Below are 13,920 nucleotides of genomic sequence, written 5' to 3' on the forward strand. Positions count from 1 at the left end.
CGGTGAACGGACATCGCCAGGGCCGGTCGGCATGTCTCAAAAGGGCCAATTCCAGACCTTGGCACTTGCAGACGAGAAAGTCTCAAAGGCGATCATCCTGAAATCACGCCTTGGGGCCAGGGTAGAAGCACGATCTTACCGCCGAGTCCGCCGGCATCGATGCGGGTGTGGGCCTCGCGCGCGGCCGCGAGAGGCAGACGGTCGATAACTACGGGATGGATAGCGCGGTCGCGAACAGCGTGACCATGTCAGCTTTGAAATCTTCTGGGTGCGCTGATCGGCGTGAGGTGATGTTGTAGAACACGGCGTGACGGCCGCCAAACAGACCGCTCAATGCGTTCCACAGTTTGAGCCGCGCCAAACCGAGTGCCGCTGACGCCAAGCCTGCGCCGCCAACTGCCATTGTCTGGGCACCGTAGCCGACGAGTAGGCCGCCGGGTGCGAGGCAAGCGAATGACCGCGCGAAATGCGCGCCGCCAATCGCATCGAAGGCTGCATCGACGCCGACCCCGCCCGCACGCCCTGCGGTGAGCCCGCGCACAGCCGCGACGAAGTCGCCGGCGCGATAGTCGATCGCCGTTGCGCCGAAGCGCTCTACCACAGCCATGTTGGTCGCCGAGCAAGTGCCAATCGCCTTCAGGCCGAGATGGCGCGCCAGATCGAGTAGCGCCGTGCCGACCGTGCCAGAGGCACCAATTACGAGGATAGTTGCTCCGCGCGGTAGGCGACCGTATCGGGTGAGCATTTGGTAGGCGGTGAGATAGGCCAGCGGGATGCACACGGCTTCGGCGGGATCGACGCCATCGGGGACCGGCACGAGAAAGCGCGCGGGGCGGATCGCATACTGTGCGTACCCACCGACGACACAGAGATCAGCAACCAACTGTCCGGTGAGCTGGGCAGGCACGCCGGGTCCGGCCTCTTCGACGACGCCGACAAGGTCGTAACCCGGGGTGAACGGCAGTGGCCCCTTGAAGTCTGGGTAACGGCCGCGCCGGATGAAGGTATCGGTGAAGCCGGTGCCGGCAGCGAGCACCTTGATGCGGACCTCGCCATGGCCGGGCTGGGGAATTGTCGGCTGTTCCGCCAGTTCTAGGACCTCGGGGCCGCCGAACCGAGCGATACGAATGTATTGCAACGCCATGCGTCGAATATAGCGACGGGTTGACCGCTTGTCGAACGTACATGTCCGTCATGGGTCAGTTGCGTCGTTCTGACGGCGCGCAGGCCACTTCCGGTCTACCTCAAAAAGCAGACATGTTTAGAGTCCGGAGGCACGTCTCAAAGGGGCCAATTCCAGACGCTCGGATTCAATGCAGGCACTACCGCTACCGCTTATACCGGTGATTAACCGGCGCAGGCCGAAAGTGCAGGTGATTGATTGCGATTCTTGAAAAGCAGAGCCTTGGCCGTGAAGAAAATCGGCGTCTTTCTTGTGTTCCTGCCTGCGGCAGTTGCGGCCGCCGCCTTGTTCGGCATGATACACGATCAGATTAGCTACTCCGTCTCGCCGGAATACTACACGAAGTTCAAGTTTATTCAGTTTCGAGTGATCGATCTTCACGTTCCTGATCGCATTCGCGTTGCAATCGTGGGTTTCCGCGCATCATGGTGGATGGGAATTCCATTGGGCATCCTCTGCGGCTGGCCGGCAAATGAGGCTGTCCGCGCGGCGTTCAGCAGGGCGACGCGACTTCCGAAATGTCATTCGCGTCGATGAGCCCACGCCCCTACCCGAACCGCGCCCGCGACCGCTCCCTCGCCTTCTCGGCCTCGACCTCGCGGTCGCGCGGCGGCGCGTTGGTCTGCAGCGAGGCGAGCAGACGCCGCGCGCTGTCGGAGACTTCGGAAACCGCGCGGTTGAACGCCTCGGCGTTCGCCTGCGAGGGCGAATTGAAGCCGGAGAGCTTGCGCACGAATTGCAGCGCGGAGGCATGGATCTCCGCGTGCGTGGCCGGGGGATCGAAATTGAACAGGGTCTTGATGTTACGGCACATGGTTCTCTCTTCTGCAGAGGTCTTCGATCAAGGACGAACGGCCGGTGCAAAATCCGACGGCTAGGCTTATTCTGTCATGAAACTAGCGGCGTGTTCACCCCTGTCGGAACCTGCAAGCAGCGAGTTCCCGATGCCCCACGTGATCTACAAGATCGTCGAACATGACGGCGGCTGGGCCTACACCGTCAACGGCGTGTTTTCCGAGCCGTTTCCGAACCGCGCCACGGCGCTGGCAGCCGCCCGGCGCGCGGCCGCCGAGCAGCGCGTGCCCGGGCGCACCGAGGTGATCGAATACGAAACCGATGATGGAAAATGGCGGTCGGAGACCGCCGCCGGCAATGACCGGCCGGAAACCGAAGTGGAAGGTTAGTGCATTGTTCGGCGGTCTGGTGTGCTAGGTTCCCCTGTCAAGCGGTCCGCAAAGACGGCCGCAGTTTTTGGGGAGACCATGATGAATTTTTCGCACGCCGCCTTTTCGGCCGCCGCATTGGCCCTGACCTCCATCACCGCCTTCGCCGCCGATTATCCCGCACCCAAGCAGGGCGACTGGATCGCCAAGAATTTCAAATTCCACACTGGCGAGACGATGCCGGAATTGCGGTTGCACTACACCACGATCGGCGAGCCGACCGGTCAGCCCGTGCTGGTGTTGCACGGCTCGGGCGGCTCGGCGGCCAGCATGCTGACGGCCGGATTCGGCGGGGAGTTGTTCGGCCCCGGCCAGCCGCTCGATGCCGCGAAATATTACATCATCATTCCGGATAGCGTCGGCCATGGCAAATCGTCAAAGCCTTCCGACGGCATGAAGACGGCGTTTCCGAAATACAATTACGAGGATATGGTCGACGCGCAGCATCGCCTGGTCACGGAAGGACTCGGCGTGAAGCACGTGCGGCTCGTGATCGGCAATTCGATGGGCGGCATGCACACCTGGATCTGGGGCGGCAAATATCCTGACTTCATGGACGCGCTGGTGCCGATGGCCTCGCAGCCGACCGAGATGGCGGCGCGCAACTGGATGCTGCGGCGGATGATGCTGGAGACCATCAAGAACGATCCCGATTACAATCGCGGCAATTACATCACCCAGCCGCGCATGATGAAGTACGCCATCAACGCCTTCGGCATTGCGACCGGCGGCGGCACGCTGGCCTATCAGGCGCTGGCGCCGACGGCGGCGAAGGCCGACAAGATGGTCGACGACCGGCTGGCAACCGCTGTTACCGCCGATGCCAATGACTTCATCTACCAGTGGGAAGCCTCGCACGATTACAATCCGGCGCCTTCGCTCGAGAAGATCGAGGCCACGCTGCTCTTGATCAATGCCGCCGACGACGAGCGCAATCCGCCGGAAACCGGCGTCACCGAGGCAGCGATGAAGCGCGTCAAGAACGGACGCCTGTTCCTGATCCCGGCCTCCAGCGAGACGCGCGGCCATCTCACCACCGGCAATGCGAAGTTCTACAAGAAGGAGCTGCAGGAGTTGCTGCAGAGCGCGCCGCAACGGGCGATGTAAGCCTGGGCCTTTGGAAAGGGCACAATCCGCGCGCCACAAGAAGCCATGATTTCGCACCGCATCAAGTCTGCTTCGCTCACATCGCTCATTATTTGAGCGTGCATCGACAAGCGGGCTCCGCTTGAATTGTCCTCAGATTACGAATCGTGAGCGGCATGCGCCGTCGCGAGGAAGAGGCAACGCAGCGGAGGATCGGATGCGAAGGCTTGCGCCATTCGGCTTGCTCGTCTGCCTTTCGGTGCTGGCCGGCGCAGCACTCGCTGTCGACAGGGGCCAGTACGACCACGTGCCGCCGGATATCCGCGCCTGGTTCAAGAGCGTGATCGCGCCGAACGGCGTGCCATGCTGCGATGAGTCGGACGGGCATCGCACCAGCTACGACGTTCGCGACGGGGCCTATTGGGTGCCGATCGAGGGCCAATGGATGCAGGTGCCCGAGCGCGCGGTCATTCGCGACCAGGGCAACCCGGTCGGCGAAGCCGTGGTGTGGTACGTGCACCACCGCGGCAGCATCATCATTAGCTGCTTCGTGCCGGCGGACGCGGTCTAGTCCAAGATGACGGTGGCACCGGCGGATGATAATCTGAAGGAAAATCGAAAGGAGCCGCCCTTGTCCGATCTTGCCCCTGGCGACCTCGCCACGATCTATCCCGCTCCCACGCCGCGCGTGGTCGCCAAGGCGCGGCCGGAGATCGACGCGCATGCGAAAAAATTCATCGGCATGTCGCCGTTCTGTGTGCTCGCCACCTCAGGTTCGGACGGCAGCGTCGATGCATCGCCGCGTGGCGGCAATCCCGGCTTCGTCCATGTCGCGGGACCGAACCTGCTCTTGATGCCGGATCGCTCGGGCAACAACCGCATCGACAGCTTTCGCAACATCGTCGAGGGCTCGGGCTTCGTACAGTTGATCTTCTTCGTGCCCGGGATCGACGAGACGCTGCGCGTCGGCGGCAAGGGCAAGCTATCCGTCGATCCGGAGCTGATGGCGTCGATGATCGAATTCGGCAAGCCGCCGCGCGCGGTGCTGCATATCGACGTGAGGGAAGCCTATTTCCACTGTGGCAAGGCGCTGATGCGCTCGAAACTGTGGGCGGCCACGCAGGTCGAACGCTCGGTGATGCCGAGCATCGGCGAAGTGATCCACGACCAGACCGGACTTGGCGAGCGCGAAAGCCAGGCGGAGATCTACGAGCGCTACAAGACGCAGTTGTAGGATTGTCTCGGCAGGATCCTGATCACCCCCCTGGAGGGGTCCGGACGAGCGAAGCTCGCTCGGGGGTCGGCGCTCATGAAATGAGCGGCGGGGTGGGGTGACGGTCTCTCCGCTCGATCAGCCCCCGAGTGGAGAGACCGTCACCCCGCCCCGTCTTGCATTCGCTTCGCTCATACGAGCCGCCCCTCCCGCTCCAAGGGGAGGGTAAGAAAGTCAGTCCCCGTTCTCGAGGCCGCCGACGTGCTTCTGGGTGTAGAGCTCAAGCCCGATGCGCTGGATCAGGTCAAGCTGGGTTTCGAGGAAGTCGATGTGATGTTCCTCGTCCTTCATCACGGTCTCGAACAAGTCGCGCGAGACGTAATCCTTCACGCCATGGCAGTAGGTCGCCGCTTCCTGATAGAGCGTGCGCGCGGTCATCTCAGTTGCGAGATCGCATTCGATGATTTCCCTGACGTTCTGGCCGATCCGGAGCGGATCGAGCACCTGCATGTTGGGAAAGCCGTCGAGGAACAGGATCCGGTCGGTGAACTTGTCTGCGTGCTCCATCTCCTCGATGGATTCCTTGCGCCAGACCTTGGCAAAATCCAAAAGGCCCCAATTGTTCAGGAGCCGGTAGTGCAGCCAGTACTGGTTGATCGCGGTGAGCTCGCTGCGCAGGCCCTTGTTGAGATAGTCGATGACCTTGGGATCGCCCTGCATGGGTCCACTCCAATTTCCTCAGGCCGACACGGCCTGACACTGTATTTAGAACGCTTCTAAATCAGTTTGGAGCCAAGAGCAACTGTTCCGCGCAAAAATGCGGCGGGAACCGGGGAAATCGGGGAAATTCGAAGGGATTTCAGACGGATTTCAGCAGGCCGCGAGGGCGAAGGCCGGAGCGGTTTCCTGCGCCGGCTCGTCGTTGGCGGCCTGGCGCGTGTGTGGGCAACCGGAGCAGCACTCCTTGGCGCAGGCGCCGAGCGCTTCATCGATGATGGTCTTGATGGTGCGCGCGCAGCGGCCGCATTCGGCGCTGCAGCCGAGGCAACCGTAAATCTGCTTGGGATTTCGCGGCAGGTCCGAAGCTGCAGTCACAGCATTACGGACATCGTGGTCGCTCAGGACGTTGCAGGAACAGACGATCATGAAACCGGTAGAACCCTTGGTGATGCCTGCTCATCGATATGGAAGAGAGCTGCGAGATGCAAAAGGAAAAGCCGCATTTTCAAGCAATTCCAAACTGATGCCGGGGAAATACTGGAATGAATCTAAAAGGCGGTGTTGCGGTAGATCAAATGGGCGCTGATCTCCCGATGGTTCCGGCATCAGTCGCCGCCACTGCTGCCGCCGCCTCCGCTCAGCGCCCGCCAGCATGAATACCGTGATTCCGCTCCTCGTCGCCGTGTCCTGCGTTCAAGGAAAAAGAAGAACATTTCGGTGTCTTCGCATCGTGACCTGCCTCACTTCCCGTTTCGTCGCCCCCGCCCTGCGCGGCCGTTCATTGATCATTCAAGCGAAATGTGGAACTTTTGCCGGGACGGAACTTAACGTCGTTTGCTCCACGAGAAAGGTGAGGCCATGAAGAAGACATTGATGGCGCTCGGCGCCGCCGCCGCGTTGGCCGTTTCGGCCGTGGCTGTTCCCGCTCCCGCCCAGGCGCAGCGCGGCGTTGCGGCGGGCGTCGCCGCCGGATTGATCGGCGGCGCCATTGTCGGCGGCGCGATTGCTTCGCAGAACGGCTACTATTACGGCCCGGGCTATTATGAGCCCGGTTATGGCGGCCCGGCCTATGTCGTCGATCCCGGCTACGGCGAGTCCTGCATCTGGCAGCGACAGCGGTTCTGGGATGGCTATGGCTGGCGGGTCCGCAACGTCAGGGTCTGCGACTAGAGCCGCTTCGCTCGAAAACGCTCGAGCTGCCGTTCATCTTCATTAAATTGCACCCGACACCCCGGAAAAGGCAGTGCTTTTCCGGGGTGCATGCGATTTCCGGCCCGAAAAAGACCGCTTTTTTCGACGACCGTTTGAAGACGTTTACTTTCGATTGACCCATGTGCGCTTTTTTAGCGGAGCGGCAGTTCGAAACAGCGTGTGAGTCATCCCCTAAACCCGGCGCCCGAAGGCGTCACTCCAGGAGAGCCCAGGACATGAAGAAGACATTTGCTGCCTTCGTCGCGGTCGCAACGATTGCCGGTTCGCTTGCCTCGACGCCCGCGAGCGCACAGCGTGGCGTTGCCGCAGGTGTGGCGGCCGGCTTGCTCGGCGGCGCGATCATCGGTGGCGCGATCGCCTCCAGCCGCCCGGCTTACGGCGGTCCGGTGTATGTGGAAGAGGCGCCCTATCCGGCGTGCCGCATGGTTCGCGAGCGCTTCTGGGATGGCTACGACTGGCGCTATCGCCGCGTCGAGGTCTGCCACTGATCTGACATCAACGCGATCTGCGCGCGTTGATCAAGGCCCGGCCGATATCTCGGCCGGGCTTTTTGTTTTCGCCACAGAAATCCGGATGTTTGCTCACCCTCCCCTGGAGGGGTCCGAGACGAGCAAAGCTCGCTCGGGGGTCGACGCTCATGAAATGAGCGGCGGGGTGGGGTGACGGTCTCTCCGCGTCCAACAGTGCCCGAGTGGAGAGATCACCCCACCCCGTCTCGCATGTCGCTTCGCTCCACACGAGCCGACCCTCCCCCTCCGGGCCCTCCAGGGGAGGGTGACTATCGCCCCGCGCTCATCGAACGCAGCACCGCTTCGCTCGGCCAGCAATCGACCTTGAGGCCCGCCGACTTCTGATACGCGCCCAATGCCGCACGGGTCTGCATGCCCGCCTTGCCGTCGAGCTTGTCCTTGTAGAGACCGATGCGCGTCAAATGACGCTGCATGGCCTCGACATCGGCGGAGCGCAACTGCGTCGAGGCCGACCACGGGGTTGCGAACGGTAGCGGGCTCGTCATGCGGTCAGCGAGATGGCCGACGAACAGCACATACAGATCGGAGAAATTGTATTCCTTGATGACGAAATAGTTCTTCGTCGTGAGGAACGACGGGCCGTAGATGCCCTCCACCTGTAATAGCGAGGCCGGCTGCGCCTGTTCGGCCGCACTCAGCCTTTGTCCGCGCACCGGCACAAAGCCGGCGCGCAGCCACTCGGCGATCGGCTTCGTCACCTCGGGCACGCCCATGGTGCAATCGGCATTGGCGGGCGCCTTGACCTCATAGGCCCAGCGCACGCCCGCCTGCCAGCCCTTGTTGACGAGCTGCTGCGCGGCGGACGCCAGCGCGTCCGGCACGGAATTCCAGATGTCGACACGACCGTCGCCGTCAAGATCGATGCCGTGCTTGTAGTATTCGGACGGCAGGAACTGGGTGAGGCCGGTGGCGCCGGCCCAGGACGAGCGGAAATCCTTGCGCGCCACCGCGCCCTCGCCGAGAAGTTTGAGCGCCTGAATGAACTCGGTGCGATACTGATCCTTGCGCCGGCCGACATAAGCCTGCGTCGCGACCACGCGGAGCATATCGTAAGGCAACCGGTAGCGGCCGAAATCAGTCTCGCGGCCCCAGATCGCGAGCACGATGGATGCAGGAACGCCAAAACGCTTTTCGATCTCGGTGAGAGCGGCGCGATGCTTCTGCATCAGCTTTTGCCCCTCGGCCGCCAGCCGCGCGATCGAAGCCTCCTTCACGTAGTCGGCTGGGACCTGCACGAACTCGGCCTGCGCCGGCGCGCCGGTGGGGGGCCGCCCAGGCAGCAGCAGGTCGGGCAATTTGTAGTCGGGCTCTAGTCCTTGCGTCTCGCGATCGAACGTCGCGCGCGACACGCCGGCCGCCTGCGCCTCCGGCCATAGCGAGGCGACGAACTGGGTGAAGGCGGCGTCGGCGGAGAACGCCGGTTGCGCCGCGCCGAGCGTCACCGCAGTCACTATCAGAACTGCGGCAGCCGCCCTCGTTCGCAAAGCTGAAAATCCGATGATCGACAGGCCGCCCATCAATGCGAAGTGGCGCGCTTTGCTTCGTCGATAGCCATGTTCGACACCCGGTCGACATAGGCAATGCCGATGGCCGACAGAATGAAGACCGTGTGAATGATGGTCTGCCACATGACGCCGGTTTCGGTGTAGACGCTTTTTCCCGACGCCAGTGCACCGGCCTCGATGAAGGTCCGCAAGAGATGGATCGAGGAGATGCCGATGATCGCCATCGCCAGCTTGATCTTGAGCACGCTGGCGTTGACGTGACTGAGCCATTCCGGCTCATCGGGATGGCCCTGCAGGTTGAGACGGGAGACGAAGGTCTCATAACCGCCGACGATCACCATCACCAGCAGGTTCGAGATCATGACGACGTCGATCAGGCCCAGCACCGCCAGCATGATCTGCTGCTCGCTGAAATCGAAGGCATGGGCGAACAGATGCCACAGCTCCTTCAGAAACAGCACGACATAGACGCCTTGCGCCACGATCAGGCCGACGTAAAGCGGCAATTGCAGCCACCGCGAGCCGAAGATCAGCATCGGAACAGGGCGCAATGCCTTCCCCTTACCTTTCGGCGGCAAGGGTGTTTCGGGGGTAAGGGACATCAGAGGTGGCTCGCTGGAGGATTGGAACTGCGGAATGAAGCCTATATCTACGCACTGTCACCGCCGTGTGAAGCGACAACTGGCCGCAGCACAAGCGGGACACTAATCATGCAAACGCCCGATTGGTTCACCTCGTCAGCTTCTTGTACTTCACGCGGTGCGGAATGATGCTGTCCTGGCCGAGCCGGCGCATCTTGTCCTTTTCGTAATCCTGGAAGTTGCCTTCGAACCATTCGACATGGCTGTCGCCTTCGAAGGACAGGATGTGGGTGGCGATGCGGTCGAGGAACCAGCGATCGTGGCTGATGATGACGGCGCAGCCGGCGAAATCCTCCAGCGCCTCTTCCAGCGCGCGCAGCGTATCGACGTCGAGGTCGTTGGTCGGTTCGTCGAGCAGCAGCACGTTGGCGCCTGATTTGAGCATCTTGGCCAGATGCACGCGGTTACGCTCACCGCCCGACAGCGCGCCGACTTTCTTCTGCTGGTCGGCGCCCTTGAAATTGAACGACGAGCAATAGCCGCGCGAATTGACCTCGCGCTTGCCGAGCAGGATCAGTTCGTTGCCGCCGGAAATCTCTTCCCACACCGTCTTCTTGCCGTCGAGATCGTCGCGCGACTGGTCGACGTAGCCGAGGTGGACGCTCTCGCCGACGGTGATGGTGCCCTTGTCAGGCTCTTCCTGCCCGGTGATCATGCGGAACAGCGTGGTCTTGCCGGCGCCGTTGGGGCCGATCACGCCGACGATGCCGCCCGGCGGCAGCTTGAAGGTGAGATCGTCGATCAGCACGCGGTCGCCGAACCCCTTGGTGAGCCCTTCGAAATCGACCACGTTCTGGCCGAGGCGCTCGGCCACGGGAATGGTGATCTGCGCGGTCTGAGTCTGCTTCTCGCTCGCCTGCTTGAGCAACTCCTCATAGCGCTGATAGCGCGCCTTGGACTTGGCCTGGCGTGCCTTCGGTGAGGACGCGATCCATTCCTGCTCGCGGGCCAGCGTCTTCTGGTGCGCGGCCTCCTCGCGGCCCTCCTGCTCGAGGCGCTTCTGCTTCTGCACCAGCCAGGACGAATAATTGCCCTCGTAGGGAATGCCACGGCCGCGGTCGAGCTCGAGGATCCAGCCCGTGACGTTGTCGAGGAAGTAGCGGTCGTGGGTCACGATCAGGATCGCGCCGGGATAATTGCGCAGGTGGCCTTCCAGCCACGACACCGACTCGGCATCGAGGTGGTTGGTCGGCTCGTCCAGCAGCAAGAGGTCCGGCTGATCGAGCAGCAATTTGCACAGCGCGACGCGGCGGCGCTCGCCGCCGGAGAGTTTTGTCACGTCGGAATCGTCGGGCGGGCAGCGCAGCGCGTCCATCGCCTGGTCGACCTTGCTGTCGAGATCCCAGAGACTCGCGGCCTCGATCTCGTCTTGCAATTTGGTCATCTCATCGGCGGTTTCGTCCGAATAGTTCATCGCCAGCTCGTTGTAGCGTTCGAGGATCGCCTTCTTCTTGGCGACGCCCAGCATGACGTTCTCGCGGACGGTAAGCGCAGGGTCCAGGTGCGGCTCCTGCTCGAGGTAGCCGACGCGGGCGCCCTCGGCGACCCAGGCCTCGCCGGTATATTCCTTGTCGAGACCAGCCATAATCTTGAGCAGGGTCGACTTACCGGAACCGTTGACGCCGAGCACGCCGATCTTGGCGTCCGGGTAGAAGCTCAGATGGATGTTATCGAGCACCTTTCGGGTCGGGTAGCTCTTGGTCAGACCCTGCATGAAATAGATGAATTGGCGAGCCATCGCGATCCTTGGAATCGTTGGATTTTACGGAAATTTGCTGCCGCTGATGTAGCGGCGCGGCCCCCAAAGGGCAACCGCGGCGGGGCGTTTTCCATCCGTTCACCACGGATGAATACGGGATCGTCACCATGTCCGCCGAGATCTCGACAATTGAAACTATCTTTTAATAAAATCAGGCGAAAACTCGTTTTCAGCGCCGAAAAAGGCGTCTTGAAAACAAGGGCCCGCGTCATGGCTACGATCGGTTCGGCATCCCTTTCCGCCCCGGCACATGTAGGCGCCGGACTGGCAAAACCTTTGGCAGAACTCCGCGCTTTCTGGCGCCAGTTCGTGGCCAGGGCGTTCAACCCCTACCGCCCGGAACTGCACTATATGCGTGGTCCGGGACCGGCCTGGCGCGCCAAGCATCCCGGCCATTCGAACTGAGATTTCCTGGTTCTTGAGCCTGCCCTGCATTTGAGCCTGCCCTGCATTTGAGCCTGCCCTGCGTTTAGTCCGCTTGCGCCGCTACCGATTGCGCGCAACCATGGCGACCTTTCCGACGGCGTTTCCCGCCGTCATCCTCGCCATCAACGGACCTCTCAAATGACGCGGCTGCGCTGTGCAATCCTCGACGACTATCTCAATGTGGCGCTTAAGGTCGCCGACTGGTCCAAGGTCACCGACCGCGTCGACATCACGGTATTCAACCAGCCGTTTGCCACGGCCGAAGCCGCGGCCGCCGCGCTCAAGGATTTCGAGATCATCTGTGCGATGCGCGAGCGCACCCCGTTCCCGCGCACCATGTTTGCAGGCCTGCCCAACCTAAAACTCCTGATCACCTCGGGCCTGCGCAATGCCGCCATCGATATGGAGGCCGCCAAGGACCATAAGGTGGTGCTGTGCGGCACGAAATGGGGCCGCGACCCGACGGCGCCGCTGACCATGGGCCTGATCCTGGAGCTGACCCGCAATATCGGCCGCGAAAACGCCCGCATGCATGCCGGCGAGCCGTTGCAGGCACATGTCGGCATGGAGATCGAGGGTCGCACGCTCGGGGTGATCGGCCTCGGCAAGCTCGGCACCAAAGTATCGAAGCTGGCGCAGGCCTTCGGCATGAACGTTATCGCCTGGAGCCAGAACCTGACTGCTGAAAAGTGCAAGGAAGTCGGCGTCAGTTATGTGAGCAAGGAAGAGCTGTTCTCGACCGCCGACATCGTCACCATCCATGTGGTGCTGAGCCAGCGCACGCGCGGGCTGGTCGGACGCGATGACCTCGCGCGGATGAAACCGACCGCCTATCTCGTCAACACCGCGCGCGGGCCGATCGTCGACGAAGACGCGCTGTTGGAAGCGCTGACGCAAAAGAAGATCGCGGGCGCCGGCATCGACGTGTTCTCGGTCGAGCCGCTGCCGGTCGACCATCCCTTCCGCAAGCTCGACAATATCGTGCTGACGCCGCATCTCGGCTACGTCACCGAGGACAGTTTTCGAAACCACTATCAGCAGATGGTGGAAGGCATCGACGCCTGGTTCAACGGCGAGCCGAAGCAGCGGCTGGCCTGAGAATGGCCGATCTCGCTCCCAACCAAAAACATCGAAAACAACCCCATGCAAAGTAGCAGGCAGCCGCTGGCATCGAGACTCCGAGCGTCCGCTTGCGGGGGAGGTCGGCGCGGAGCGCCGGGTGGGGGCTCTCTCCACTCGGGCAGTATCGCCCGCGGAGACACCCCCACCCGAGCCCTCCCCCGCAAGCGGGAGAGGGAGCGCACCTTCTGCGTGGTCGCAGTCAAATCTAAGTTCACCAAGCTTTAGTCACGCTTACGCTGCGTGCTGCGTGGTTGCGCCGCTGGCGACCTCTGCAAATCCCTGACGCCACGACGGATGCGCCGGCTGCCAGCCTAGCTCCCGCCTGGCCTTGGCGTTGGAGCTTGCCTGCACCTCGGTCATCATGGAAACCAGGTGCTCGCCGGCGAACAACCGGCCGAGCCAAGCCGGCACGCGAATCGGCGGCCTGGCTCCGACCAGCGTGGCAAGCGCAGGCAGCCACTCGCCGACCGGCGCAGGGTCGTCGTCGACGATGCTGTAGATTTCGCCTGATATGCCGCGCTCGATGGCAGCGACGGTAGCGGACGCCGCATCATCGACATGGATGAACGACCACCTTCCGCCACCGCCGCCGATCAGCGGCACGCGGCGGCGCTGCACCTGTGCGATCATCGCGCGTGAGAGCATGCCGGTGTCGGGGCCATAGAACGATCCATATCGCAGGACGATCCCTTCGAGATTCGCCGAGCTGGTGACGGCGTCCTCCAGATACTGAATCGCGTCCAGCGTGCGGCGCAGTTGTTCCGGCGGATCGAAATCGAGCGGATCGGCCTCCGTCTTGATCGGGTCGCCGCTGCGGCCGTAGGTCCAGCCGCAGAAGCTCTGGGCGATGAGGCGCTTCACGCCGGCCCCACGGGCAGCCGCCAACAGAAAATCGGTGCCCTGCGTGCGCAATCGATTGGTGCTGGCGAACGCACGATCGAAATGTCTGAGATCCGTGACCCCGGCAAGATCGGTCATCTGGTCGATGATGACATCCGGCTTCGCTGCAAGCACTGCGGCGCGAATGGCCGACGCGTCGAGCCCATCGGCGATAGCAGGTTCCGCGCCCATCCGTCTGATGATCGCGGCCTTCGCCGCCGTTCGCGTCGTGCCAACGACGGAATGACCGGCCGCAATCAGGGCGGCAACGAGTGGACGGCCCACAGCGCCAGTGGCGCCTGCAACAAAGATCCGCATGGCAAATCCTCCTGCTGCTGCCCCACAATTATGGCCGGCAGGTAGTCGAAGGAAATGTGAATTCAAGCGCGCGAATGTGGCTGAAGGCCCCTGTCCATCCGGA

General features: G+C 62.4%; 17 protein-coding genes. 8 read left to right on the forward strand and 9 right to left on the reverse strand.

Annotation, left to right across the window (positions count from 1 at the left end; all coding sequences use genetic code 11):
* Window positions 1–208 precede the first annotated feature (208 nt).
* On the reverse strand, window positions 209–1,138 hold the full coding sequence (locus V1273_RS27665; RefSeq protein ID WP_334411530.1) for an alcohol dehydrogenase catalytic domain-containing protein: 930 nt from the start codon (window positions 1,136–1,138) through the stop codon (window positions 209–211).
* Window positions 1,139–1,405: 267 nt separating this feature from the next.
* Between V1273_RS27665 and V1273_RS27670 the strand changes: the two genes are divergently transcribed.
* The gene (locus V1273_RS27670; protein ID WP_334380772.1) at window positions 1,406–1,720 is read left to right on the forward strand and encodes a hypothetical protein; all 315 of its coding nucleotides are present in this window, start codon (window positions 1,406–1,408) and stop codon (window positions 1,718–1,720) included.
* 10 nt (window positions 1,721–1,730) lie between these two features.
* Here V1273_RS27670 and V1273_RS27675 read toward each other — a convergent pair whose 3' ends face one another.
* On the reverse strand, window positions 1,731–1,997 hold the full coding sequence (locus V1273_RS27675) for a DUF2277 domain-containing protein (protein ID WP_028347019.1): 267 nt from the start codon (window positions 1,995–1,997) through the stop codon (window positions 1,731–1,733).
* A gap of 130 nt (window positions 1,998–2,127) precedes the next feature.
* Between V1273_RS27675 and V1273_RS27680 the strand changes: the two genes are divergently transcribed.
* The 4 genes from V1273_RS27680 to V1273_RS27695 all read left to right on the forward strand — a co-directional run bounded on the left by V1273_RS27680 (window position 2,128) and on the right by V1273_RS27695 (window position 4,726).
* A complete protein-coding gene (locus V1273_RS27680; protein ID WP_334364517.1) occupies window positions 2,128–2,367 on the forward strand; it encodes a DUF2188 domain-containing protein in 240 nt (79 codons plus the stop codon).
* 81 nt (window positions 2,368–2,448) lie between these two features.
* Window positions 2,449–3,513: an alpha/beta fold hydrolase gene (locus tag V1273_RS27685; protein WP_334364518.1), complete on the forward strand. Its 1,065-nt coding sequence runs from the start codon at window positions 2,449–2,451 to the stop codon at window positions 3,511–3,513.
* A gap of 196 nt (window positions 3,514–3,709) precedes the next feature.
* Window positions 3,710–4,063 carry a hypothetical protein gene (locus tag V1273_RS27690; protein ID WP_334364519.1) on the forward strand — a complete coding sequence of 118 codons (354 nt, stop codon included), beginning with the start codon at window positions 3,710–3,712 and terminating at the stop codon, window positions 4,061–4,063.
* Between the two features lie 6 nt (window positions 4,064–4,069).
* The gene (locus tag V1273_RS27695) at window positions 4,070–4,726 is read left to right on the forward strand and encodes an MSMEG_1061 family FMN-dependent PPOX-type flavoprotein (protein WP_442893667.1); all 657 of its coding nucleotides are present in this window, start codon (window positions 4,070–4,072) and stop codon (window positions 4,724–4,726) included.
* A gap of 213 nt (window positions 4,727–4,939) precedes the next feature.
* On the opposite strand, the gene bfr is transcribed toward V1273_RS27695, so the two are convergent.
* The gene (bfr, locus tag V1273_RS27700; protein ID WP_334364521.1) at window positions 4,940–5,425 is read right to left on the reverse strand and encodes a bacterioferritin; all 486 of its coding nucleotides are present in this window, start codon (window positions 5,423–5,425) and stop codon (window positions 4,940–4,942) included.
* 150 nt (window positions 5,426–5,575) lie between these two features.
* Window positions 5,576–5,851, reverse strand: a complete 276-nt coding sequence (locus V1273_RS27705) for a (2Fe-2S)-binding protein (RefSeq protein ID WP_334364522.1) — start codon at window positions 5,849–5,851, stop codon at window positions 5,576–5,578.
* Between the two features lie 432 nt (window positions 5,852–6,283).
* Between V1273_RS27705 and V1273_RS27710 the strand changes: the two genes are divergently transcribed.
* A complete protein-coding gene (locus V1273_RS27710) occupies window positions 6,284–6,595 on the forward strand; it encodes a hypothetical protein (protein ID WP_057841790.1) in 312 nt (103 codons plus the stop codon).
* A gap of 257 nt (window positions 6,596–6,852) precedes the next feature.
* Window positions 6,853–7,125 carry a hypothetical protein gene (locus tag V1273_RS27715; protein WP_057841791.1) on the forward strand — a complete coding sequence of 91 codons (273 nt, stop codon included), beginning with the start codon at window positions 6,853–6,855 and terminating at the stop codon, window positions 7,123–7,125.
* A 290-nt stretch (window positions 7,126–7,415) separates the two neighbouring features.
* On the opposite strand, the gene V1273_RS27720 is transcribed toward V1273_RS27715, so the two are convergent.
* The 4 genes from V1273_RS27720 to V1273_RS27735 form a co-directional block, all read right to left on the reverse strand.
* Complete coding sequence (locus V1273_RS27720) at window positions 7,416–8,684, reverse strand: lytic murein transglycosylase (RefSeq protein WP_442894114.1); 1,269 nt, start codon at window positions 8,682–8,684, stop codon at window positions 7,416–7,418.
* Window positions 8,684–9,274 carry a TIGR00645 family protein gene (locus V1273_RS27725; RefSeq protein WP_028347030.1) on the reverse strand — a complete coding sequence of 197 codons (591 nt, stop codon included), beginning with the start codon at window positions 9,272–9,274 and terminating at the stop codon, window positions 8,684–8,686. The genes V1273_RS27720 and V1273_RS27725 overlap by 1 nt, the downstream gene beginning before the upstream one ends.
* 127 nt (window positions 9,275–9,401) lie before the next feature.
* Complete coding sequence (ettA, locus tag V1273_RS27730; protein WP_334364524.1) at window positions 9,402–11,051, reverse strand: energy-dependent translational throttle protein EttA; 1,650 nt, start codon at window positions 11,049–11,051, stop codon at window positions 9,402–9,404.
* Window positions 11,015–11,398 carry a hypothetical protein gene (locus tag V1273_RS27735; RefSeq protein WP_334412323.1) on the reverse strand — a complete coding sequence of 128 codons (384 nt, stop codon included), beginning with the start codon at window positions 11,396–11,398 and terminating at the stop codon, window positions 11,015–11,017. Before V1273_RS27735 ends, ettA begins: the two co-directional genes overlap by 37 nt.
* A 238-nt stretch (window positions 11,399–11,636) precedes the next feature.
* Between V1273_RS27735 and V1273_RS27740 the strand changes: the two genes are divergently transcribed.
* Window positions 11,637–12,596 (forward strand): D-2-hydroxyacid dehydrogenase family protein, encoded by a 960-nt coding sequence (locus V1273_RS27740; protein WP_334411532.1) that lies wholly within the window; start codon window positions 11,637–11,639, stop codon window positions 12,594–12,596.
* 255 nt (window positions 12,597–12,851) lie between these two features.
* Here V1273_RS27740 and V1273_RS27745 read toward each other — a convergent pair whose 3' ends face one another.
* On the reverse strand, window positions 12,852–13,817 hold the full coding sequence (locus tag V1273_RS27745) for an NAD-dependent epimerase/dehydratase family protein (protein WP_334411533.1): 966 nt from the start codon (window positions 13,815–13,817) through the stop codon (window positions 12,852–12,854).
* Window positions 13,818–13,920 lie beyond the last annotated feature (103 nt).

Source organism: Bradyrhizobium sp. AZCC 1721, from assembly GCF_036924715.1.
Lineage (GTDB): Bacteria > Pseudomonadota > Alphaproteobacteria > Rhizobiales > Xanthobacteraceae > Bradyrhizobium.